This is a genomic window from Pantoea sp. SGAir0430 (assembly GCF_043549295.1).
Window position 1 is genome coordinate 916,472 of the sequence record NZ_CP039427.1, and the last position, 24,075, is coordinate 940,546.

The 24,075-nt window shown below is 56.6% G+C and carries 19 protein-coding genes; 12 read left to right on the plus strand and 7 right to left on the minus strand.

From position 1 onward, the window contains the following. The first annotated feature begins 105 nt into the window (after positions 1–105). The 5 genes from topA to acnA all read left to right on the plus strand — a co-directional run bounded on the left by topA (position 106) and on the right by acnA (position 7,819). Positions 106–2,703, plus strand: a complete 2,598-nt coding sequence (topA, locus tag E7738_RS04465; protein WP_127834126.1) for a type I DNA topoisomerase — start codon at positions 106–108, stop codon at positions 2,701–2,703. A gap of 192 nt (positions 2,704–2,895) precedes the next feature. Beyond that, positions 2,896–3,870, plus strand: a complete 975-nt coding sequence (cysB, locus tag E7738_RS04470) for an HTH-type transcriptional regulator CysB (RefSeq protein WP_021510116.1) — start codon at positions 2,896–2,898, stop codon at positions 3,868–3,870. Positions 3,871–4,362: 492 nt separating this feature from the next. After that, on the plus strand, positions 4,363–4,521 hold the full coding sequence (locus E7738_RS04475) for a YmiA family putative membrane protein (RefSeq protein ID WP_071813666.1): 159 nt from the start codon (positions 4,363–4,365) through the stop codon (positions 4,519–4,521). Positions 4,522–4,524: 3 nt separating this feature from the next. Further along, positions 4,525–4,701 (plus strand): hypothetical protein, encoded by a 177-nt coding sequence (locus E7738_RS04480; protein WP_021314644.1) that lies wholly within the window; start codon positions 4,525–4,527, stop codon positions 4,699–4,701. A gap of 436 nt (positions 4,702–5,137) precedes the next feature. After that, entirely contained in the window at positions 5,138–7,819 is a 2,682-nt protein-coding gene (gene acnA, locus E7738_RS04485; RefSeq protein ID WP_394516136.1) for an aconitate hydratase AcnA, read from the plus strand. Between the two features lie 71 nt (positions 7,820–7,890). On the opposite strand, the gene ribA is transcribed toward acnA, so the two are convergent. Further along, positions 7,891–8,484 (minus strand): GTP cyclohydrolase II, encoded by a 594-nt coding sequence (ribA, locus tag E7738_RS04490; RefSeq protein ID WP_058758620.1) that lies wholly within the window; start codon positions 8,482–8,484, stop codon positions 7,891–7,893. 230 nt (positions 8,485–8,714) lie between these two features. Between ribA and pgpB the strand changes: the two genes are divergently transcribed. The 5 genes from pgpB (at position 8,715) to yciH (ending at position 12,323) form a co-directional block, all read left to right on the plus strand. Further along, on the plus strand, positions 8,715–9,479 hold the full coding sequence (gene pgpB, locus E7738_RS04495; RefSeq protein WP_021505947.1) for a phosphatidylglycerophosphatase B: 765 nt from the start codon (positions 8,715–8,717) through the stop codon (positions 9,477–9,479). A 126-nt stretch (positions 9,480–9,605) separates the two neighbouring features. Then, positions 9,606–9,911 carry a LapA family protein gene (locus E7738_RS04500; RefSeq protein ID WP_058771279.1) on the plus strand — a complete coding sequence of 102 codons (306 nt, stop codon included), beginning with the start codon at positions 9,606–9,608 and terminating at the stop codon, positions 9,909–9,911. Positions 9,912–9,917: 6 nt separating this feature from the next. Next, positions 9,918–11,087, plus strand: a complete 1,170-nt coding sequence (gene lapB, locus E7738_RS04505; RefSeq protein ID WP_058758617.1) for a lipopolysaccharide assembly protein LapB — start codon at positions 9,918–9,920, stop codon at positions 11,085–11,087. 205 nt (positions 11,088–11,292) lie between these two features. Continuing rightward, entirely contained in the window at positions 11,293–12,000 is a 708-nt protein-coding gene (pyrF, locus tag E7738_RS04510) for an orotidine-5'-phosphate decarboxylase (protein ID WP_141495399.1), read from the plus strand. After that, the gene (gene yciH / locus E7738_RS04515; RefSeq protein ID WP_104092986.1) at positions 12,000–12,323 is read left to right on the plus strand and encodes a stress response translation initiation inhibitor YciH; all 324 of its coding nucleotides are present in this window, start codon (positions 12,000–12,002) and stop codon (positions 12,321–12,323) included. Before pyrF ends, yciH begins: the two co-directional genes overlap by 1 nt. A gap of 69 nt (positions 12,324–12,392) precedes the next feature. Here yciH and osmB read toward each other — a convergent pair whose 3' ends face one another. Continuing rightward, positions 12,393–12,608 (minus strand): osmotically-inducible lipoprotein OsmB, encoded by a 216-nt coding sequence (gene osmB, locus E7738_RS04520; protein ID WP_031279061.1) that lies wholly within the window; start codon positions 12,606–12,608, stop codon positions 12,393–12,395. 383 nt (positions 12,609–12,991) lie between these two features. Here osmB and araD point away from each other — a divergent pair, with 383 nt between their 5' ends. Next, on the plus strand, positions 12,992–13,690 hold the full coding sequence (gene araD, locus E7738_RS04525; RefSeq protein ID WP_021505953.1) for an L-ribulose-5-phosphate 4-epimerase: 699 nt from the start codon (positions 12,992–12,994) through the stop codon (positions 13,688–13,690). A gap of 293 nt (positions 13,691–13,983) precedes the next feature. Further along, positions 13,984–14,850 carry a crotonase/enoyl-CoA hydratase family protein gene (locus tag E7738_RS04530; RefSeq protein WP_021505954.1) on the plus strand — a complete coding sequence of 289 codons (867 nt, stop codon included), beginning with the start codon at positions 13,984–13,986 and terminating at the stop codon, positions 14,848–14,850. Positions 14,851–14,865: 15 nt separating this feature from the next. On the opposite strand, the gene pdeR is transcribed toward E7738_RS04530, so the two are convergent. The 5 genes from pdeR to E7738_RS04555 form a co-directional block, all read right to left on the minus strand. Next, positions 14,866–16,851, minus strand: a complete 1,986-nt coding sequence (gene pdeR / locus E7738_RS04535; protein WP_394516137.1) for a cyclic di-GMP phosphodiesterase — start codon at positions 16,849–16,851, stop codon at positions 14,866–14,868. 153 nt (positions 16,852–17,004) lie between these two features. Then, entirely contained in the window at positions 17,005–17,301 is a 297-nt protein-coding gene (locus tag E7738_RS04540) for a YbdD/YjiX family protein (protein ID WP_058774631.1), read from the minus strand. Then, positions 17,294–19,360: a carbon starvation CstA family protein gene (locus tag E7738_RS04545; protein ID WP_394516138.1), complete on the minus strand. Its 2,067-nt coding sequence runs from the start codon at positions 19,358–19,360 to the stop codon at positions 17,294–17,296. The genes E7738_RS04540 and E7738_RS04545 overlap by 8 nt, the downstream gene beginning before the upstream one ends. Positions 19,361–19,545: 185 nt before the next feature. Then, positions 19,546–21,480: an exoribonuclease II gene (locus tag E7738_RS04550; protein ID WP_394516139.1), complete on the minus strand. Its 1,935-nt coding sequence runs from the start codon at positions 21,478–21,480 to the stop codon at positions 19,546–19,548. Positions 21,481–21,606: 126 nt separating this feature from the next. Next, the gene (locus E7738_RS04555) at positions 21,607–23,916 is read right to left on the minus strand and encodes an FdhF/YdeP family oxidoreductase (protein WP_215785867.1); all 2,310 of its coding nucleotides are present in this window, start codon (positions 23,914–23,916) and stop codon (positions 21,607–21,609) included. Positions 23,917–24,075: the final 159 nt, after the last annotated feature.

Consider the following 24,075-nt stretch of genomic DNA (forward strand, 5'->3'; position numbering starts at 1 on the left):
CTGGCTTGAAAAGCAAAAAGTCAGCAGCAATATTGAACCCATTGGGTTTTGGGGCTGCCAATCCTCTCCCGTTTATCAGGACGTTTCAATTAGGTAAAGGTACATATGGGTAAAGCACTCGTCATCGTTGAGTCCCCGGCAAAGGCCAAAACAATCAATAAATACCTCGGTAATGACTACGTGGTGAAATCCAGCGTCGGTCATATCCGTGATTTGCCGACCAGTGGTTCAACGGCCCGTAAAAGTGCCGACGGGGAAAAGGCGAAAACCGGCAAGAAAGTAAAGAAAGATGAAAAGGCCGCGCTGGTTAATCGCATGGGCGTTGACCCGTGGCACGGCTGGGAAGCGGACTACCAGATTCTGCCCGGCAAGGAAAAAGTCGTCTCCGAACTGAAGAACCTGGCTGCCGATGCCGACCACATCTATCTCGCAACCGACCTTGACCGCGAAGGGGAAGCCATTGCCTGGCACCTGCGGGAAGTGATCGGTGGCGATGACAAACGCTTCAGCCGCGTGGTGTTTAACGAAATCACCAAAAATGCGATTCGTCAGGCGTTCGAGAAGCCGGGCGAACTGAATATTGAGCGCGTCAATGCGCAGCAGGCGCGTCGTTTTATGGACCGCGTGGTGGGCTATATGGTCTCACCGCTGCTGTGGAAAAAAATTGCCCGTGGCCTGTCGGCCGGACGCGTGCAGTCGGTTGCCGTGCGCCTGGTGGTGGAGCGCGAGCGCGAAATCAAAGCCTTCGTACCGGAAGAGTACTGGGAAATTGACGCCGATCTGTCGACGCCGAAAGGCGATGCGCTGGCGGTCAGGGTGACGCATCAGGGCGACAAAGCGTTCCGCCCGGTGAACCGCGAGCAAACCGAAGCGGCCGTGGCCATCCTGGAAAAGGCGCGTTACGCCGTTCTGGATCGTGAAGACAAGCCGACCAGCAGCAAACCGTCGGCGCCGTTTATTACCTCGACGCTGCAGCAGGCGGCGAGCACCCGCCTTGGTTTTGGCGTGAAGAAAACCATGATGATGGCGCAGCGTCTGTATGAAGCCGGTTACATCACCTATATGCGTACCGATTCCACCAACCTGAGTCAGGATGCGGTGGCGATGGCGCGTGGCTATGTGGAGAAAAAATTCGGCAAGAACTACCTGCCGGATGCGCCCAACACCTATGCCAGCAAAGAGAATTCACAGGAAGCGCACGAAGCGATTCGTCCTTCTGATGTCAACGTTGCCGCCGAGCAGCTGAAGGATATGGAAGCGGATGCGCAGAAGCTGTATCAGCTGATCTGGCGCCAGTTCGTGGCCTGCCAGATGGTGCCTGCGCAATATGATTCCACCACGCTGACCGTCGGCGCGGCAGATTTCAAACTGAAAGCGAAAGGGCGTACGCTACGTTTCGACGGCTGGACCAAAGTGATGCCCGCGCTGCGTAAAAATGATGAAGATTTGACGCTGCCGCCGGTGAACGTGGGCGACACGCTGGATCTGAAATCCCTGCTGCCGGGCCAGCACTTTACCAAGCCGCCGGCGCGCTTCAGCGAAGCTTCGCTGGTGCGCGAGCTGGAGAAGCGTGGCATTGGCCGCCCGTCTACCTATGCCTCGATCATTTCCACCATCCAGGATCGCGGTTACGTGCGGGTGGAAAACCGCCGTTTCTACGCCGAGAAGATGGGGGAGATTGTTACCGATCGTCTGGAAGAGAACTTCCGTGAGCTGATGAATTATGATTTCACCGCGCACATGGAAGACAGTCTCGACCAGGTCGCGAATAACGAAGCGCAATGGAAAGCGGTGCTGGATTCATTCTTCAGTGATTTCAGCCAGCAGCTGGAGCAGGCGGAGAAAGATCCGGAAGAGGGCGGCATGCAGCCGAACCAGATGGTGCTGACCTCCATCGACTGCCCAACCTGCGGACGCAAAATGGGAATTCGCACCGCCAGCACCGGCGTGTTCCTGGGCTGTTCCGGTTATGCACTGCCGCCGAAAGAGCGCTGCAAGCAGACCATTAACCTGATCCCGGAAAACGAAGTGCTTAACGTGCTGGAAGGCGATGATGCCGAAACCAACGCGCTGCGCGCCCGTCGTCGCTGCCAGAAATGCGGCACCGCGATGGACAGCTACCTGATCGACAACGGCCGTAAACTGCACGTCTGTGGTAATAACCCGGAGTGTGACGGTTATGAAATCGAGCAGGGTGAATTCCGTATTAAAGGTTATGACGGTCCGATTGTTGAGTGCGAAAAATGTGGCTCTGAAATGCACCTGAAGATGGGGCGTTTTGGTAAGTACATGGCCTGTACCAACGACGAGTGTAAAAATACCCGTAAGATTCTGCGTAACGGCGAAGTCGCGCCGCCGAAAGAAGATCCGGTACCGCTGCCGGAGCTGCCGTGCGAAAAATCGGATGCGTATTTTGTGCTGCGTGACGGAGCTGCGGGCGTGTTCCTGGCCGCTAACACCTTCCCGAAATCGCGTGAAACCCGTGCGCCGCTGGTGGAAGAGCTGCAGCGCTTTGCTGACCGTCTGCCGGAGAAACTGAAATATCTGGCCGAAGCGCCGGCAGTGGATCCGGAAGGCAATAAAACGCTGGTGCGTTTTAGCCGTAAGACCAAACAGCAGTATGTTGCCTCAGAAAAAGAGGGCAAAGCGACCGGCTGGTCGGTTTTCTATATCGACGGTAAGTGGCAGGAAGCGAAGAAGTAACCCCCCTGGAGGCCAGCGTTCGCTGGCCTTTTTCCCATCCTTATAGCTAATCGTTCTACATTCTTACGTTAACTGATATAGTAGTTATAGCTTATTGCATTTTGCTGACTCGCTTTCCCTCATTATTACGCCATCAGGGCGGATACACGCCTGCAGGGAATGCACCTCTGTCGCTATCGGGAAGATATAACTATGAAATTGCAGCAGTTGCGTTACATCGTTGAAGTCGTTAACCACAACCTCAATGTCTCCTCCACGGCAGAGGGGCTGTATACCTCGCAACCGGGCATCAGTAAGCAGGTGCGCATGCTGGAAGATGAGCTGGGCGTGCAGATTTTTGCCCGCAGCGGCAAACATCTGACGCAGGTGACGCCAGCGGGTGAAGAGATTATCCGTATTGCCCGCGAAGTTTTGTCCAAAGTGGATGCGATCAAATCGGTTGCCGGTGAGCACACCTGGCCAGATAAAGGATCGCTGTACGTGGCCACGACCCACACTCAGGCACGTTATGCACTGCCTGGCGTAATCAAAGGCTTTATCGAACGCTATCCGCGCGTTTCCCTGCATATGCATCAGGGCTCGCCCACACAAATTGCTGAGGCGGTCTCCAAAGGCAACGCCGATTTCGCCATTGCCACCGAAGCGCTGCACCTGTACGACGACTTGATTATGCTGCCGTGCTATCACTGGAACCGCGCCATTGTGGTCACACCGGATCATCCGCTGGCGGGGAAATCCAATGTGTCGATTGAGGAGCTGGCTGATTTCCCGCTGGTGACTTACACCTTCGGTTTTACCGGCCGCTCAGAACTGGATACTGCGTTTAACCGTGCCGGTTTAACGCCGCGTATTGTTTTTACCGCAACCGATGCCGACGTTATCAAAACCTATGTGCGTTTAGGCCTGGGGGTTGGGGTGATTGCCAGCATGGCGGTGGACCCGGTTTCCGATCCGGATTTGGTGCGCATCGAAGCTTCAGAAATCTTCACCAATAGCACTACCAAGATTGGTTTCCGGCGCAGCACCTTCCTGCGCAGCTATATGTATGATTTCATTCAGCGCTTCGCACCGCATCTGACGCGAGACGTGGTGGACGCCGCTGTGGCGCTGCGCTCAAACGAAGATATTGAAGCGATGTTCCGCGATATCAAGCTTCCTTTCAGGTAATCACCTAACTCATTATTTTTGCGGGATGTCCAGCGACTTCCCGCACACTTCCCGCCGCTTAGCACCAGCAGAACCTCAAAAAATTCCATTATTTTTTTGTAAATGAAACATGCGTCACATGTTTTTTCATTGTTATTTATTAAATGCGAATCAGTACACAATTTTTACTTTGCCGCTTTGCGGACTGCCAGGAATATTCCCATACTCCAGTTAAGAGCTGATGAGAAAGGGCTTTTTAACTGGCTCGTTAAATTAAACTCAAATTTAGAGTGGATCTAATTTTGGTTTAAGCCAAATTTACAATGTAACTATTAAATTAATAGTTTGCAGCGTGCTTAAATTTATCTCATCAGTTTTGGCGGTTTTGATAAATAGCGTTAATCGTTGTGCTCAATAAAAATAACTGGATTTTTGGACTTAACAAGTTTAGGATTCGTCCTAAATCTTCATCGTTGTTATCAATCGTTTTATTGAGAGTGATTATCAAAAACTATGACTACGAGATTAACTGTACAACCGGACTTCCGGGCTAAAAGCACCAAGGTAGAGCGTTCAGGTAACATCCGTCGCAAAGCCTGGTTGACTGTCTTCGCTGCTTCAGCACTGTTCTGGGTAGTGGTGGCGTTAATGATTTGGCGTATGTGGGGTTAAGCCATGTGGGCAAATACACTCAGTCGTAAATATCCGGTCGCTGCGCGTCAGCCTAAAGCACCGGTGTGCAAAGCCAAAGAAGCGCCTGCTGAACCGCAAGTGGCAATCCCGGCTTCCTGGGAACTGAGTGAGCAGCAGCGCAGCTTTATCGAATCATTCATGGATCCGAAGTCTAAATAACGCAGTCTGCGTCCAATTCTTATTAAGACATACTGTCGCGCATTTTACCGGACTCTCCGGTGGGCACGTTAAAAGCCCGTCCTTTAACACTCAGCATCTAAAAAAACGGTGTCATCAGTACAACGCTGAAGACGATGGCTTTTTGTTGCCCGCGATCCGGGAGGAGTGACAGATGAATACCACAACTTTTTCATGGCTCAGCGTTTATGCCTTCTCAATGGCCTTTTGGGCTGCGGCCGTCTGGGCCGTCCTGTAATTCGCTAATCCTGCCAGTTAACGCTTTCTGAATGCCCTGACACTAGTCAGGGCATTTTTCGTTGCGGTTTTGTGTGTCAATTCGTGTTGTTATCAAAACGTTAACGAAAATGTGGTCTATCTTTAAGCTAAACCTTGCACTCTCTGAGGTTTAGCAGAAGAGCCCATAAAAGGAGGAGTTATGTCGTTAACGTTACGTGAGCAGAGTCAGGATGCGCTGGAAGTAGGGGCAAAAAAATATCATTACTACAGCTTGCCGAAAGCCGCTCAGCAGGTCGGTGACATCGATCGCTTACCAAAATCCCTCAAGGTTCTGCTGGAAAACCTGCTGCGCTGGCAGGATGAAGATTCCGTAACGGCAGCAGATATTCAGGCGCTGGTGGCGTGGCAGCAAACTGCACATGCCGATCGCGAAATTGCTTATCGTCCGGCGCGCGTATTAATGCAGGATTTCACCGGCGTACCGGCCGTGGTTGACCTGGCGGCGATGCGTGAAGCCGTTAAGCGGCTGGGCGGTGATGTGGCGAAAGTTAACCCGCTGTCACCGGTCGATCTGGTGATTGACCACTCGGTCACGGTCGACCATTTTGGCGATGACGATGCATTTGAAGAAAACGTGCGCCTGGAGATGGAACGCAACCACGAACGCTATGTTTTCCTGCGCTGGGGGCAAAAAGCCTTTAACCGTTTCCGCGTCGTGCCGCCGGGCACCGGTATCTGTCATCAGGTCAATCTGGAGTACCTTGGTAAAGCCATCTGGCATGAAACGCTGGACGGCAAAGAAGTGGCTTATCCGGATACGCTGGTCGGCACCGATTCCCATACCACCATGATCAACGCCCTGGGTGTGCTTGGCTGGGGCGTGGGCGGCATTGAAGCTGAGGCCGCCATGCTGGGCCAGCCGGTTTCGATGCTGATTCCCGATGTAGTGGGTTTCAAGCTGACCGGCAAACTGCGCCCCGGTATCACCGCCACCGACCTGGTATTAACCGTGACGCAGATGCTGCGCAAGCATGGGGTGGTCGGTAAGTTTGTCGAATTCTATGGTGACGGACTGGCCGATCTGCCGCTGGCGGATCGCGCAACCATCGCCAACATGGCACCAGAATATGGCGCAACCTGCGGTTTCTTCCCGATTGATGAAGTAACGCTCAGCTACATGACGCTCACCGGGCGCGATGCGCAGCAAGTTGAGCTGGTGGAAGCCTATGCAAAACAGCAGGGGCTGTGGCGTAACCCGGGCGATGAGCCCATCTTTACCAGCACGCTGGCGCTGAATATGGCCGAGGTTGAGTCGAGCCTCGCCGGTCCGAAACGTCCGCAGGACCGCGTCTCCCTCGGCGACGTACCGGCGGCCTTTGACGCCAGTAACGAGCTGGAAGTGAATCACGCGCAGAAGCCGCATAAAACGGTCAGCTATCTGGACAGTGAAACCGGCGACCGCATCCAGCTGGATGATGGCGCCGTGGTGATCTCCGCGATTACGTCCTGTACTAACACCTCCAACCCCAGCGTCTTAATGGCGGCTGGCCTGCTGGCGAAAAAAGCCGTCGAGCGCGGACTAATGCGTAAACCCTGGGTAAAAGCCTCGCTGGCACCAGGATCAAAAGTGGTGTCCGACTATCTCGCCGTGGCGCAGCTGACCCCGTATCTTGATGAGCTGGGCTTTAACCTGGTGGGTTACGGCTGCACCACCTGCATCGGTAACTCCGGCCCGCTGCCGGATGAGATCGAAAGCGTGATCAAAGAGGGCGATTTGACGGTGGGTGCCGTATTGTCCGGCAACCGTAACTTTGAAGGGCGCATCCATCCGCTGGTGAAAACCAACTGGCTGGCGTCTCCGCCGCTGGTGGTGGCGTATGCGCTGGCGGGTAACATGAAGATCAACCTGCAGACCGATCCGATCGGTCAGGATCAGCAGGGCAATGATGTCTATCTGCAGGACATCTGGCCATCGCCGGAAGAGATTGCCGCATCGGTGCAGAAAGTCACCAGCGACATGTTCCATAAAGAGTATGCCGAGGTGTTCGACGGTACGCCCGAGTGGCAGCAGATCAAAGTCAGCGAAGCCGCCACCTACGACTGGGATGAAGGCTCCACCTATATCCGGCTGTCCCCGTTCTTTGACGATATGGAAAAAACGCCGCAGCCGGTGCAGGACATCAGTGGCGCGCGCATCCTGGCGATGCTCGGTGATTCGGTGACGACCGACCATATTTCCCCTGCTGGCAGCATTAAAGCGGAGAGTCCGGCGGGGCGTTATCTGCTTGCGCACGGCGTTGAGCGTAACGACTTCAACTCGTATGGCTCACGACGCGGCAACCACGAAGTCATGATGCGCGGTACTTTCGCTAACATCCGTATTCGCAACGAAATGGTGCCTGGTGTCGAGGGCGGTTATACCCGGCACTATCCGAGCCAGGAACAGCTGGCTATCTACGATGCGGCGATGAAGTATCAGGAGGAGGGCGTGCCGCTTGCAGTGATCGCCGGGAAAGAGTACGGCTCCGGATCCAGCCGCGACTGGGCGGCGAAAGGTCCGCGTCTGCAGGGCGTGCGCGTGGTGATTGCCGAATCGTTCGAGCGTATTCACCGCTCTAACCTTATCGGCATGGGTATTTTACCGCTGGAATTCCCGGCGGGCGTAACGCGTAAGACGCTGCAGCTGACCGGGGAAGAGCGTATCGACGTGGCAAATCTGGCGCAGCTGCAGCCCGGTTGCAGCGTCCCGGTAACGCTGACGCGGGCTGACGGCAGTCAGCAGACGCTGGATACTCGTTGTCGTATCGATACCGGTAATGAGCTGACCTATTACCAGAACGACGGCATCCTGCATTACGTGATACGCAATATGCTCAACTAAAAAACAAAGCCGGGCATGCCCGGCTTTATTATTGACGCAGAAAGTGCATGATGCGAGAGCGCACCGCCGCATTACGATTTCGGCAGCAGATGCCCCATCTTCTCAGCTTTCGTATCGAGATAGTGCGCATTTTTCGGATTACGGCCGACGATCAGCGGCACGCGCTCGACAATATTGATGCCCGCTTCTGACAAAATCTCCACTTTGCGCGGATTGTTGGTCAGCAAACGCACTTCATTAATGCCCAGCAGTTTAAACATGTCGGCGCACAGGGTGAAGTCACGCTCATCGGCGGCAAAGCCCAGCTGATGGTTCGCTTCCACCGTATCGTAGCCTTTGTCCTGCAACGCATAGGCGCGAATTTTGTTCAGCAGCCCGATGTTGCGCCCTTCCTGACGATGGTACAGCAGCACGCCGCGTCCTTCTTCCGCAATGGCGGTCAGCGCCGCTTCCAGCTGGAAGCCGCAGTCGCAGCGCAGGCTGAACAGCGCATCGCCGGTAAGACATTCGGAGTGGACGCGCGCCAGCACCGGATTGTGATCGCTAATATCACCATAAACCAGCGCGACGTGGTCGTGGCCGGTTGCCAGTTCTTCAAAACCAACCATCAGGAAATCTCCCCATGGCGTGGGCAGTTTGGCTTCTGCTACCCGTTTCAGCTGCATGTGACTCTCCAGAACCTTCAGAGGATGCGCTATCATCATGATAACGCACGGGCCCGACTGGCCCGACGAAACTGCCAATATTGTGCCACAACCTGAACCAGGGCCGCTAATCAGTCAGAGTGATTGTAGTGATAAAGCACAATTATCTAAGCCGCAACGGGTATGTTATTCTTTTTTCAACTAAAGTTATGCAATACGCCTGTCAGGTCGGGAAACAATAAAGGGACGAGATGTTAAAAATTGTGCAACGCACCACGCTGGGTGCGTTTTTATTACTGCTGATGCCGCTGGGCGTATGGCTTTCCGGCTGGCAGTGGCAACCGGGGGAGAGCGGGCATCTGTTGCGCGTGCTGTTCTGGATCACCGAAACCGTCACCAGTCCGTGGGGCACGCTGACCAGCCTGATTCTGAGCGGCTGGGTATTGTGGTGCCTGCGCTTTCGCCTCAGGCCGGCCATTCTGTTATTGATTATCATGAACGGCGCGATTCTGGCCGGTCAGTCGACCAAAACCTTTATTAAAGAGCAGGTGCAGGAGCCGCGGCCGTATGTGGTCTGGCTTGAGCACAGCCACGGCGTCAACGAACAGCAGTTTTATCAGCTGAAACGGCAGCAGCGCGGCGAAATGGTGTCCGCCTTGCTCGCCAATGACACAAAGCTGCCCGCCTGGTTAAAAAATCACTGGGCGTTTGAGACGGGCTTTGCTTTTCCGTCTGGCCATACCATGTTTGCCGCCAGCTGGGCGCTGCTGGTGATTGGCCTGTTATGGCCGCGCCGGCATGTTGTTACGGTGGTGGTGCTGTTTGTCTGGGCGACGCTGGTCATGGGCAGCCGGCTGGTACTGGGCATGCACTGGCCGCGCGATCTGGTGGTCGCGACGCTGATCTCGTGGCTGCTGGTGACGCTGGCAACCTGGCTGGCGCAGCGCTTTTGTGGCCCGCTCAGCGTGCCACCGGAAGAGCAGCGTGAGATTGCCGGGCGCGATGACGGATTGTAATTTCTCCCTTTGCCCCCATATGATTGATTGTACTTGCAGAAAGGGCACTAACTGCTGCGCGGATAAGCAGCAACGGCGGCACTTTTTTGGCATACTCTACCGGATAACCTCACGACAGGACGCATTGTGAAATATTTGCTGATTTTTCTCGTGGTTTTGGTCATTTTCATCATCTCCGTCACGCTCGGAGCGCATAATGACCAGATTGTCACCTTCAACTATCTGCTGGCGCAGGGCGAATTCCGCATTTCAACCTTGCTGGCCTGCCTGTTTGGTGCCGGATTTTTGCTGGGCTGGGCGATCTGTGGCCTGTTCTGGCTGCGCATTCGTGTTTCGCTGGCGCATGCACAGCGCAAACTGAAACGTATGCAGGCGCAAAATGAACAATCTGCTGCGGTAAATAGCACCTCCACTGCAGTGCGTCGGGATTAATGTTCGATGCTTGAATTGCTGTTTCTGCTTCTTCCTGTCGCGGCGGCGTACGGCTGGTATATGGGCCGCCGCAGCGCGCAACAGGATAAGCAACAGGAAGCTAACCGTCTGTCACGCGAATACGTGGCAGGGGTCAACTTTCTCCTTTCTAATCAGCAGGATAAAGCGGTCGATCTGTTCCTCGATATGTTGAAAGAGGACAGCGGCACCGTTGAAGCCCACCTGACGCTCGGTAACTTGTTCCGTTCGCGCGGCGAAGTCGACCGTGCCATCCGCATCCACCAGTCGCTAATGGAAAGCGCGTCGCTTACCTACGATCAGCGTTTGCTGGCCATTCAGCAGCTGGGACGCGACTATATGGCCGCCGGCTTGTACGATCGCGCCGAAGACATGTTCAGTCAGCTGATCGATGAAACCGATTTTCGCATCAGCGCGCTGCAGCAGCTGCTGCTGATTCATCAGGCGACCAGCGACTGGCAGAAAGCCATCGAGGTGGCGGAGCGGCTGGTAAAACTCGGTAAGGATAAGCAGAAGGGCGAAATCGCCCATTTCTACTGCGAGCTGGCGCTGCAGGCGCTGAGCAGTGATGACCTCGATCGTGCCATGAGCCTGTTGAAAAAGGGTGAAGCGGCCGACCACCAAAGCGCGCGCGTTTCCATCATGATGGGACGTATCCTGATGGAGCAGGGCGAATACGCGAAAGCGGCGCAGCGGCTGCAGCGCGTGCTGGAGCAGGACAAAGAACTGGTGAGCGAAACGCTGCCGATGCTGGAAACCTGCTATCAGCGACTGGAGCAGCCTGACAGCTGGGCGCAGTTCCTGCAACGCTGCGTTGAAGAGAACACCGGTGCCGCGGCGGAACTCTATCTGGCGGACATTCTGGAGCAGCAGCAGGGGCCGGAAGCGGCTCAGCTTTACATTAACCGTCAGCTGCAGCGTCATCCCACCATGCGCGTGTTCCATCGTCTGATGGATTTCCACCTGCACGAGGCAGAAGATGGCCGCGCCAAAGAGAGTCTGATGGTGCTGCGCGACATGGTTGGCGAACAGATTCGTACTAAACCGCGCTACCGCTGCCAGAAGTGCGGCTTCACCGCGCATGCGCTTTACTGGCACTGCCCATCGTGCCGTGCCTGGTCTTCCGTTAAACCGATTCGCGGACTCGACGGCCAGTAAGCTGGCCGCGTTCGGTGATTATTCATAACGCATAGTAGTTACAACATACTAAAGGAGAAATTATCATCCACGCTTCAGCACTGTGCATCACCTCGTCAAACAGCAAGGCAATCGCCGTCGCAACGTTGTCGTGGCCGGGTTGCACGGGTAGAATGCTTGCCGTTTGTCCATCGCGCCTGCGGGTGCCAGCCTCTGAGGAAACGTTATGCCTGTTACTCACTCACCGATTCTGGTGGCACTCGACTATCATGATCTCAATAGCGCACTGCAGTTCGTTGACCGTATCGATCCGGGCCAGTGTCGTCTGAAAGTGGGTAAAGAGATGTTTACCCTGTTTGGACCGTCGCTGGTGAAGACGTTGCAGGCGCGCGGTTTTGAGGTGTTCCTCGATCTCAAGTTTCATGACATCCCGAACACGACGGCACATGCGGTCGCGGCGGCAGCGGATCTCGGCGTGTGGATGGTCAACGTGCATTCCAGCGGCGGGGCGCGGATGATGAATGCGGCACGCGAAGCGCTGCTGCCGTTTGGCAGTGATGCGCCCTTGCTGATTGCGGTTACGGTGCTGACCAGCATGGACGAAGACGATCTCAAAGGTCTTGGCATCACCTTATCGCCGGCGCAGCAGGCTGAGCGTCTGGCACGGCTGACCCGCGAGTGTGGTCTTGATGGTGTGGTGTGCTCGGCGCAGGAAGCCGCGCACTTTAAACAGGTTATCGGGCAGGATTTCGCGCTGGTCACGCCGGGTATTCGCCCGGCGGGGAGCGAGGCCGGCGATCAGCGCCGCATCATGACGCCGCAGCAGGCACAACAGGCCGGCGTGGATTACATGGTGATTGGGCGACCGATCACCCAATCTGCCGATCCGGCGCAGACGCTGCAGCAAATCCTGCACAGTTTACAGGAGGGCTAATGGCTCAGGACAATCCGCTGGTTTACTCCACCGAAACCGGCCGTATTACACATACTGAAGAGAAACCGCAGCGACCGAAAGGCGATGGCATCGTGCGCATTCAGCGCCAGACCAGCGGGCGTAAAGGTAAAGGCGTGTGCCTGATTACCGGCATCGATCTCGATGATGACGCGCTGGCAAAGCTGGCGGCCGAGCTTAAGAAGAAGTGCGGCTGCGGCGGGGCGCTGAAAGAGGGCGTGATTGAGATTCAGGGCGATAAGCGCGATTTGCTTAAAACGCTGCTGGAAGCCAAAGGCATGAAGGTTAAACTGGCGGGCGGTTAATGAAAGCGGGCCACGCAAGGTGGCCCGATGTGACGTAGATGCGCTGCGTAGCCTGCTACAATATTATTATTAATCAACCTGATGGCCAATAATGCCGCCCACCGCAGCGCCACCGACGGTACCCAGCGCGCTGCCGTTGGTGAGCACCGATCCACCAATAGCACCGGCACCGGCGCCAATCGCCGTGTTGCGGTCACGTTTTGACCAGTTGGAACAGCCGCTCAGGGCCACCACTAACGTCGTTGCCAGCACGGCAACCGTCACGCGTTTCATTGTTGTAGTCATGGACATCTCCTTGATGGTTTGCTCAGAGGCAACTCGTTAAGTATAGATGTTACGCCCTGAAGTTGTTCGCCCAATGCACTCAGGCGGTGCTTTTCCTTCAGCCTGCACGCTGGCGCGCAGCCCTTAGCGCGCGTTGTTCACGCTGCTGGCAAAGACCATTTTGGTACCGCCGCAGGCTTGAGATAATTCTAGGCGTAAGCGGATGTGTATGCAGAAAGAAAACTCTGAAATCCTGACGTGGTGTCCGCATCCGGATCCCGTATCAAACCCCACACTTTGCCCGCTTTAGCCACTTTCCGCTGCTAATCCAGCCATTCCCTCCATAACGTTTTTACCGGTGGCTCCGCACAATTCAGTAATGACTGTATGGCGGAGAAAACACAATGCTGGAAGCGCTGAAACAGCAGGTTCTGGAGGCCAATCTCGACCTGCCGCGTTACAACCTGGTGACCTTTACGTGGGGCAATGTCAGTGCGGTAGACCGCGAGCGCGGGCTGCTGGTGATCAAACCCTCGGGCGTTAAATATGAGCAGATGCAGCGCGACGACATGGTGGTGGTCGAACTGGAAAGCGGCAATGTCGTGGAGGGCCAGCTGCGGCCATCCTCGGATACCGCGACACACCGCGCACTGTATCTGGCGTGGCCGGAGATTGGCGGCATCGTGCACACCCATTCGCGCCACGCCACCATCTGGGCACAGGCGGGCAGGGACATCCCGGCATGGGGCACCACGCACGCTGACGATTTCTATGGCACCATTCCCTGCACCCGCGCGATGCAACGGGCAGAGATTGAGCAGGAATATGAATGGCACACCGGCCAGGTCATCATTGAAACCTTTGCGCAGCGCGGCATCGAGCCCGGCGCGATTCCTGCTGCGCTGGTGAACTCCCACGGGCCGTTTGCCTGGGGTAAAGACGCACATAGCGCGGTGCACAGTGCGGTGGTGCTGGAAGAGGTGGCCTATATGGCACTGCACACTGAGCAGCTGCGCGCGGAGCTACCGCCTATCGCTCAGACCCTGCTTGACCTGCACTATCTGCGCAAGCACGGGAAGAACGCCTGGTACGGGCAAGGCTGAGCGCGTGATGTTGTCTCAAGGCACCGGCGGGTGCCTTTTTTATTTAAGGGGATTGCGTGCCCGGACGAGACGGGGACTGTTAATGCTGTGATTTATTCACTATGTGTTAAGCGTATTTATGCGCTTGCCGGCTGTTGCGCCGTCATTATGTAAGCCCGCTAATCTTTCCTCAGGCAGGGGCTCGGGGATCTCTCTGGATTTTACGTTATAAATCAAACTCTCATTTGGTCTGGCCTCACTCTGCATTACGCTGATGTGGCGTTTAACGCATCACATAAATAGAGGATGAGACGATGACAGTAATTAACCAACCAACCTGCCGCCTGTTTACCGAAGTCGGCCAAACCACCCAGCTCGCCGCCTATTATGAGGAAGGCCGACACACCATGTGGATGATGCTGCGCGCTCAGCCGCGCCCCAGTTTCAACCACGAATTAATTGAGGAGATCATGAACCTGAGCTACGCCGCCCAGCGTTCCGGTCTGCCAATTGATTTCTGGGTGACCGGATCGCTGGTGCCGCAGATGTTTAACGCCGGGGGCGATTTGCGTTTCTTTGTCGAATGCATTCGCAACAACCGCCGTGAAGCACTGCGCGCCTACGCCCGCGCCTGTGTTGACTGCATCCATTCAGCGGCCCGTGGGTTTGATACCGGCGCAGTGACGCTGGCGATGATTGAGGGCAGTGCCTTAGGCGGCGGTTTTGAAGCAGCGCTGGCGCACCACTTCATTCTGGCGCAGAACAGTGCGCGTATGGGCTTCCCGGAAATTGCCTTCAACCTGTTCCCCGGCATGGGCGGCTACTCACTGGTGGCCCGCCGCTCCGGGATGAAGCTGGCCGAAGAGCTGATCTGTGAAGGGGAGTCGCACAGCGCAGAGTGGTATGAAACCCGTGGTCTGGTCGACAAAGTGTTCCAGCCCGGTGACAGCTACCGCACCACGCGCACCTTCATCGATACGCTGCGGCCAAAACTGAATGGAGTCCGTGCCATGCTGAAAGCGCGACAGCGCGTGCTGCAGCTGTCACGGGCAGAACTGATGGATATTACTGAGGATTGGGTCGACTATGCTTTCACGCTGGAACCGAAAGATATTGCCTACATGGAACGTCTGGTACAGCTGCAAAATCGTCACAGCGCATCACTGCGCAAAGCCGGTTAGCAGTACGCTAAGACGTTAAACGCGGGCAGGATGCTTAGCCAGCCAATGCCCGAGCTGCTCTGCGGGCATTGGTTTCGCATAATAATAACCCTGACGCCCATCGACACCGTTGGTCAGCACAAACTTCTCTTCGGCTTTGGTTTCGATGCCTTCGGCAATGACCTGTAAATCCAGGGCTTTCGCCACGGCAACGATCGCGCGCACCAGCGACTGCGATACCGGTTGCTTGTTGATATTGCGCACAAAACTTTGATCCAGCTTAATCGCATCGATCGGCACGCGCGCCAGCTGGGAAAGCGAAGAGTAGCCCGTGCCGAAATCATCCAGATGCACCTGTGCGCCTAACTCCTGAAACTGTTTCATCAGCTTCAGCGCACCGGCCTCGTTCTCGATCAGGCAGCTTTCCGTCAGCTCGATGTCTATCGGACACTCGCTGATGCCCGCTTCGCTCAGCGCCTGTTTCAGGTCGCTGTAGATGCTCTGGTCGATCAGCTGCTTGGCGGAAACGTTCACTGCGACACGCAGGTAAATGCCTTCGCTGCGCCATTTTACGATTTGCTGCAACACGTTCAGCATCACCCAGCGCCCGAGCGGCACAATCAGTCCGGACTCTTCCGCGTAAGAGATGAAATCGCCAGGCGGCACCAGGCCGCGTTCAGGTGAATTCCAGCGCACCAGCGCCTCGGCACTGCGCACTTCGCCGTCGCGATCGATCTTCGGCTGATAGTGCACCACCAGATGATCCTGCTCCAGCGCTTTGCGCAGATTGGTATCCAGCCACAGATATTCAAATACGCGCTGGTTCATCTCGCTGGCGAACACGCAGAATTTGCCGCGCCCGTTCTCTTTAGCGTGGTACATCGCGGTATCGGCGTTACGAATCAGACTTTCGCGATCTTCACCATGCAGCGGGGCGAGGGCGATACCAATCGAGCAGCCGCTGTAGACTTCGATCAGCCCGATACGGAACGGCTGACGCAGCCGCTCCAGAATGCGTGAGGCCATTGCCTCCAGCGCCGCCTGACTGGTGTGCTCAGCCAGTACCACAAACTCATCACCGCCGAGGCGCGCCAGCGTCTGGTCCTTGCCGAGACAGCTGAGGATCGCCAGCGACACCGCCTGCAGCAGCTGGTCGCCAAACATATGGCCGTAGGCATCGTTTACCTTCTTGAAATTGTCGAGATCGAGGTAAACCACGCCGGTCTGGCTGCCGTTAGCCAGCTCCAGTGCCAGGCTAATTTGCTGATGGATAGCGTTGCGATTCGGCAGGCCCGTCACCGTGTCGGTATTGGCCATAACGCGTAAGCGCTCCTGCGCCCGACGCTCTTCTGTGATGTCGGTTCCGGAACAGATGAGGAAAATTTCATTTTTTCCGCTACCGCTGTGGACGAACTTATTACGAAACAGAAACAGTCGCTGACCTTTTCGGGTTTTAACCCAGCGCTCCACTTCGTAGGAGTTACCGTCGCGAAAGAAGCTGGCGATATTGCGGCGCGACGCCTGCGCTTCCTGTTTGGTCATAAACAGCTGAAACACATTGCGGCCAATTACTTCCTGCTCTTTCAGGCCGGTGTACTCTTCGCTCAGGCGGTTAAAACGCTGAATGTTGCCGCGCTGATCGAGGATGACGATCACTGAATTCGCTTCAGACACCACCTGTTCGGCGAAGGAGAGGCCAAGGGTTAAATCGCGCGCCACCGACGAGGTATCGCCCCAGGCGGATGCGGTACCGGCCCAGGTGGACTGATTCACTTTACGGCCGACAAAGTGCATCGGCACGGGCGAGCCGTGCAGTGAAAGAGTCAGGTTGATGCTGGAAGTAATTACCGTCATGGCACGCAGCAGACTGGCCTGAGCCGGCGTCAGGGGCACCGCCATATTGGTATTGGCATTTTCATCTTCGGCAAAATGCAGCGCATCGCTATCTGAAGTTAAACGCCAATGAGGGCTGGTTGTGCCAAACAAGGTATATAGCAACGTTTGCCCTTGTTCATCGGTCATGGAAACTTCCTCCGGAGGAATGCGCAGCAGGGGTATCTCATTATTTTAGCAACAGTATTCAACCTCCTGCGCCAGCACAAGATGCAAACTGAATATATTTTTGTTTTTATTAAAGAATGGCACGAAAAAGCCCCGGATTCCGGGGCTGAAAGGTTAGCACGGGCACTTGCCGAGTTTACCCGCCTGGCTGGGAAAACGCGCCTCCAGGCAGTAACGATGGAAGGCGCGCTCATCCATGGGGGTCTGTTCCGGATGTTTTTCGCGCATATGCTTCAGATAAGTTTGATAGTCGTGCACGCCCACCATTAACCGGAAGCTCTGCTGTAATCCCTGCCACAGACGCTGCCAGCGTGAGCGCGGCGCGGCAGGGGCGCGGGCAGCGAGCGGTAAGCACTGCTGAATTTGCCAGCCCGCGTGCGGCTTTTTCCAGCGTAAAATGGCCTCAGACATTTCGCACCTCCTGACGCAGTGACACGTCTGACTCATGAGTGGTCGGCACTGAACTGCGCAGCGCGCGCCGGATCACGAAGAACGCCGCAATCAGCATTGTAACCGCGACCAGCATGAAAAAGCCGCACAGCGCCGCGTTGATCTGGTTGCTGAACACGATGGTTTGCATGTCGGCCACGGTTTTCGCCGGTGCGATAATCACGCCCTCATCGAGACCTTTACGAAACTTACTGGCCTGCGCGAGGAAACCAATTGACGGTTTCTCATGGAAAATTTTCTGCCAGCCGGCGGTCATAGAGGTGATAAACAGCCAGGCGGTGGGCACAATCGTCACCCAGGCGTAACGCTGCTTTTTCATTTTGAACAGCACCACAGTACCGAGGATCAGCGCCATCGACGCCAGCATCTGGTTACCGATGCCGAACAGCGGCCACAGGGTGTTGATGCCGCCGAGCGGATCGACCACGCCCTGATACACGAAGAAACCCCAGCCGGCCACCGCCACGGTGGTACCGGCCATGTTCCCGAGCCACGAGCGGTTGTTAGCCAGCGAAGGTACCACGGTCCCGACCAAATCCTGCACCATAAAACGGCAGGCGCGGGTACCGGCATCCACGGCGGTGAGGATAAACAGCGCCTCAAACAGAATGGCGAAGTGATACCAGAACGCCATCATTGCACGGCTGTTAAACACCTCGGTGATGATATGCGCCATCCCTACGGCAAACGTCGGTGCACCACCGGCGCGGGAGAGAATGGTGCTTTCGCCCACTTCGCCGGCGATACCGCTCAGCATCTCCGGCGTCACCACAAAGCCCCAGCCGTTAATTACCTGAGACGCGTTCTCCACCGTGGTGCCAATCAGCGCCGCCGGTGAGTTCATAGCAAAGTAGACGCCTGGATCGAGCACCGATGCACAAATCAGCGCCATGATCGCCACAAAGGACTCCATCAGCATGGCGCCATAGCCGATAAAGCGAATATGGTTTTCGCGCTCCACCAGTTTTGGCGTGGTACCGCTCGACACCAGCGCGTGGAAGCCGGAGATCGCGCCGCAGGCAATGGTGATAAACAGGAACGGGAACAGCGCGCCGGAGAACACCGGCCCCGTGCCGTCGATAAAGCGCGTCACCGCCGGCATCTTCAGTTCCGGCATGGCGAACAGAATGCCCACCGCCAGCCCGATGATCACGCCGATTTTCAGGAAGGTGGAGAGGTAATCACGCGGCGCCAGCAGCAGCCACACCGGCAGCGACGAGGCAACAAAACCGTAGATCACCAGCACCCACGTCAGCTCGGTGCCTTTCAGGGTAAAAATCGGTCCCCAGTACGGATCGGCCGCCACGTCACCGCCGTAAATGATCGCCGCCATCATCAGCACAAAGCCGATGATCGACACTTCGGCGATTTTACCCGGACGCAGAAAGCGCATGTACACGCCCATGAACAGAGCAATCGGAATGGTGGCGGCGATGGTAAACAGCCCCCACGGACTGTTAGCCAGCGCTTTCACCACCACCAGCGCCAGCGCGGAGAGAATAATGATCATCACACCGAGCGCACCGAGCATGGTGACCACGCCGGCGAACGAGCCCAGTTCCTGGCGCGCCATCTCACCCAGCGAACGACCGTCGCGGCGCGTGGAGATAAACAGCACCAGAAAATCCTGCACCGCGCCGGCCAGCATCACGCCGACCAGAATCCAGATGGTGCCGGGCAGAAAACCCATCTGCGCCGCCAGGATCGGCCCGACCAGCGGACCGGCACCGGCGATGGCGGCAAAGTGGTGGCCAAACAGCACCCATTTGTTGGTAGGAACATAGTCCAGCCCGTCATTGAAGCGCTCTGCCGGCGTGCGGCGCTGGTCGTCCAGCTCAAAAATGCGCCTGGCGATAAACAGGCTGTAGAAGCGATACGCGATGCTATAGCAGGCGACGGAGGCGATCACCAGCCAGACGGCATTAACGTGCTCGCCGCGACTGAGCGCCAGCATGGCGAACGCAGCCGCACCAATTAACGCCACCGCTAACCAGATCAATCCGGTTCTGACGTTGTTCATGAGTTAACTCCTTGTAGGGACCGGGAAAAAAGGCGATCGGAATACAACAAGTTAAAAGTAATGTAATGAATTGTTAACGACAGAGAATCGGATCAGAAGTGTGAAGCGGGAAACAAATTTAACAACTGCTCAGGCGGGCGGGGAAAAATGCGGGATAACGGCTGTTATCCCGCACGATTTCATGCTCAGGCGGCCGGACGGGCCACCACGCTGCGTGTTTCCATGCGCACTTCGGCGATGGTCACATCAATCACATCGGTCACGCGGTAGGCCACTTCACCTTTGATCTGCACGGTGCCGCTCTCCTGCGAGCACACCAGTTCGTCACGCACGGCGTGAATGAACGGGGCAGGGATAAAGGCGACCGCACCGTTCTCCAGCATGCGCACGCGCATGCCGCCGCGGGAAACGTCGATGATCTCGGCGCTGAATTTACGGTCAGTACCGGCAAACGGCGCGAGGAAGCGCGCGTACAGCCAGTCACCGACATCGCGCTCGGCCATGCGGTTGAGACGGCGACGCTCACTCATGATCAGGGTCACGTCATCCTGTGGCCGTGCAATGCTTTCGCCGCGCACGATGGCCTTCAGCAGACGATGGTTGATCATGTCGCCGAATTTACGAATCGGTGACGTCCAGGTCGCGTAGGCGTCGAGGCCGAGGCCAAAGTGCGGACCCGGTTCGGTGCTGATTTCGGCGAAACTCTGGAAACGACGAATGCGGCTGTCGAGATACTGGGTTGGCTGCGCATCAAGCTGACGACGCAGCTGACGGAAGCCTTCCAGCGTGGTAATGGCCTGCGGATCAACCGTGATACCGTGACCAGCCAGTACGCCAGTCGCCTGTTCCGCGTTCGCCTGGTCGAAACCGGTGTGCAGGTTGTAGATACCGAAGCCAAGCTTCTCCTGCAGCACTTTAGCGGCGCAGACGTTGGCGAGGATCATCGCTTCTTCCACGATGCGGTTAGCGATGCGGCGCGGTTCCGCAATAATATCCAGCACTTCGCCTTTCTCACCGAGCACGAAGCGGTAGTCAGGGCGATCTTTGAACACCAGCGCGTGCGTCTGACGCCACTCGCCACGTGCCAGGCACAGGCGATGCAGCAGGCGAATCTGCTGCGCGATGGTGTCATTTTCCGGCTGCCAGCTGCCGCTGTTCTCCAGCCAGTCCGACACTTCGTCGTACACCAGCTTGGCTTTGGATTCGATCCACGCGGCAAAGAAGTGGGCATCGTCAGCCAGGCTGCCATCCGGCAGCACAGTAACGCGACACACCAGCGCCGGACGCCTGACGTTAGGGCGCAGCGAGCAGACATCATCTGACAGTTCGCGCGGCAGCATCGGGATATTAAAGCCCGGCAGATAATTGGTGAAGGCGCGTCTGGAGGCCAGCTGGTCGAGTTCGCTGCCGGCAGCAACGTAAGCGGTCGGGTCGGCAATAGCGATGGTCAGCGCCAGCTTACCTTCTGCCAGCTCTTCAACATACAGCGCATCGTCCATATCTTCGGTGCTGGCGCTGTCGATGGTGACAAAGTTCAGCGCGGTGAGATCTTCACGCTGCAGCTGTTCGTCCAGCATCTCGCCAAAGCCCACTTCCGGCGCTTCGCGCTCCAGATTGTGGCGCGACAGCGTGACCCACCACGGTGCGAGGTGATCGTCCGCGGTGACAACAAATTCGGTCAGTTCGGCATAGAAACCGCGATCGCCTTTCAGCGGATGGCGGCGCATCTCTGCCACGGCCCAGTCACCGTTCTGGAAATCGTGGGTCAGGCCACGCACCGCACGGCACTGAATCGCGTCTTTCAGCAGCGGATGATCCGGCACGATAGACAGGCGGTCATCTTTTTTCTGCACGCGGCCGACAAAGCGCGTCAGGAACGGCTCAATCAGGGTTTCCGGCTCCGCGCTCTCGCGGTCTTTATCAGTGTGGATCACGGCGGAAATGCGGTCGCCGTGCATCACTTTCTTCATCTGCGGAGGGGGAATGAAGTAGCTTTTCTGAGCGTCAACTTCGAGGAAGCCAAAGCCTTTTTCCGTGCCTTTCACAACACCTTCGGCGCGCGGGGTCTGCGCGTGAAGCTTCTCTTTCAGCTGCGCGAGCAGCGGGTTATCCTGGAACATAATATATTTAGTTTCGTGGCCTAAGAGCGGTGGACAGTTTTACGCGAATCAGGTCCGCGCGGCAAGGCTAAAACAGGCGAAAAAGCCGCTTTACGCGGCTTTTTACTTTCTGGTAACGCACAGAACTCAGGCGATACGCTGGGTGGGCGCGGCGGCGGTCAGCGCCAGCTTCACCGGTACCGATTTGGAGGTGGGCGTGCCGCTGCCGTCACCGTAGCTGGAGAGCGGTACCAGCGGATTGGTCTCCGGATAGTAGGCGGCAAGGTTACCGCGCGGAATATTATACGGCACCAGCTTAAAGCCGCTGACGCGACGCGTCAGACCGTCATTCCACAGGGTTTCAATGTCAACCAACTGCCCTTCGCTGAAACCGAGCGACGCCATGTCGTCCGGGTGGATAAACACCACTTCACGCTGACCGTATACGCCGCGATAGCGGTCATCCAGGCCGTAAATGGTGGTGTTGTACTGGTCATGCGAGCGCAGCGTCTGCAACGTGAACGGCACTTCAACGTCATTGCCCAGCTGCGGGAACAGCGAGGTCGGCAGCGCCGCCGCGCTGAATTCTGCCTGACGCGATGGCGTATTGAAGCGCAGTTCTGCGGCAGCGTTACCGAGGTAAAAGCCGCCGGGAATATCACACTGACGGTTAAAATCAGCGAAGCCGGGGATGGTCGCCGCAATGTGATCGCGAATGACATTATAGTCAGCGGCCATGCCGAGCCAGTCGATGTGGTCGCTGCCCAGCGTCGCGTGCGCGATACCGGCCACAATGGCTGTTTCCGAACGCTGCGTCTCTGCCAGCGGAATACCGACACCTTCTGAGGCATGCACCATGCTGAACGAATCTTCCACGGTGATGAACTGGTTGCCGCTGGCCTGGCGATCGCGCTCGGTACGGCCCAGCGTCGGCAGAATCAGGCCTTCGTGGCCCGGTACCAGATGGCTGCGGTTCAGCTTGGTGCTGATGTGTACCGTCAGACCACAGTGCTGCAGCGCTTCTTCGGTAACCGGTGAGTCCGGTGCCGCCGCCGCGAGGTTACCGCCCAGCGCAATCAGCACTTTGACTTCATCACGCAGCATGGCGTTGAGCGCTTCAACCGTGTTATGACCGTGTTCGCGCGGCGGTTCAAAAGCAAAATGCGCGCCCAGCGCATCAAGGAACGCTTTCGACGGTTTCTCGTCGATGCCCATGGTGCGGTTGCCCTGCACGTTACTGTGGCCGCGCACCGGACACAGACCCGCGCCTTGTTTGCCGAGCTGGCCAAACAGCAGCTGCAGGTTAACGATTTCCCGTACCGTATCGACCGAGTGTTTGTGCTGAGTAATGCCCATCGCCCAGGTGATGATCACCCGTTCGGCGCTCTGGTAAATGGCGGCGGCTTCGCGAATCTGCGCTTCGCTCAGGCCCGACTGCTGCACAATCTGCTCCCAGCGGGTCTCGTCGACGGCCGCCAGATACTGCTCAACGCCCTGGGTGTTGGCGTCAATAAAGGCCTGATCGAATATGCCTTTTTCACCGGCGGCCAGCCGTTTACGCTGCTCTTCCAGTAGCGCTTTGACCATGCCGCGCACCGCCGCCATATCGCCGCCGAGGTTGGGCTGATAATAGGCAGAACTGATGTTGCCGGCCATCGACGTCACCACTTCCAGCGGCTTCTGCGGATCGGCAAAACGTTCCAGGCCGCGCTCACGCAGGGTATTAAAGGTCACGATTCTGGCGCCGTGATCGGCGGCGTGACGCAGGCTGTGCAGCATGCGCGGATGGTTGGTGCCGGGGTTCTGGCCAAAGACAAAAATCGCATCAGCGTGGTCGAAATCGTCCAGGCGAATGGTGCCTTTACCGACGCCAATGCTGCGTTTCAGTCCGGTGCCGCTGGCTTCGTGACACATGTTGGAGCAGTCAGGGAAATTGTTGGTGCCCAGCACGCGGCCAAACAGCTGGTACAGCCAGGAGGCTTCATTGCTGGCGCGACCGGAGGTGTACAGCTCCAGCTGGTTTGGATGGTCCATCGCCTGCAGATGCTGCGCGATCAGCGCAAAGGCGTCATCCCAGCTAATCGGTTCATAGTGATCGGTCGCGCTGTTGTAGCGCATCGGGTGGGTCAGACGGCCCTGATACTCAAGGAAATAGTCGCTCTGCTGATACAGAGTGCTGACGCTGTGCTGGGCAAAAAATTCTGGCTCGACGACGCGGCGTGTCGCTTCCCAGGTCACGGCTTTCGCGCCGTTTTCGCAGAAGCTGAAGGTGCTTTTGTTATCATCGCCCCAGGCACAGCCCGGGCAGTCAAAGCCGCGCGCTTTGTTCATGCGCATCAGATTACGCATGTTTTTCAGGGCGGCTTTACTGTCAAGGACAAAACGGGTGGTGGCTTCCAGCGAGCCCCAGCCGCCCGCAGCGGCGCGATAGGGCTGAATCTTACGTTTAAATTTCATGATAGTCGCAGGCTTATTGTTTATGAATTGTTATCAGAATATGACTTCTGTTGGTGAGAAGTGTGCGACTGACGGCAAAAGTTGTCTAATTGATTGACTTAATGGTGCGATAGTTAACGTTTATCGCGCGCCAGGGATAAAAGCGTGATCGCCATCATA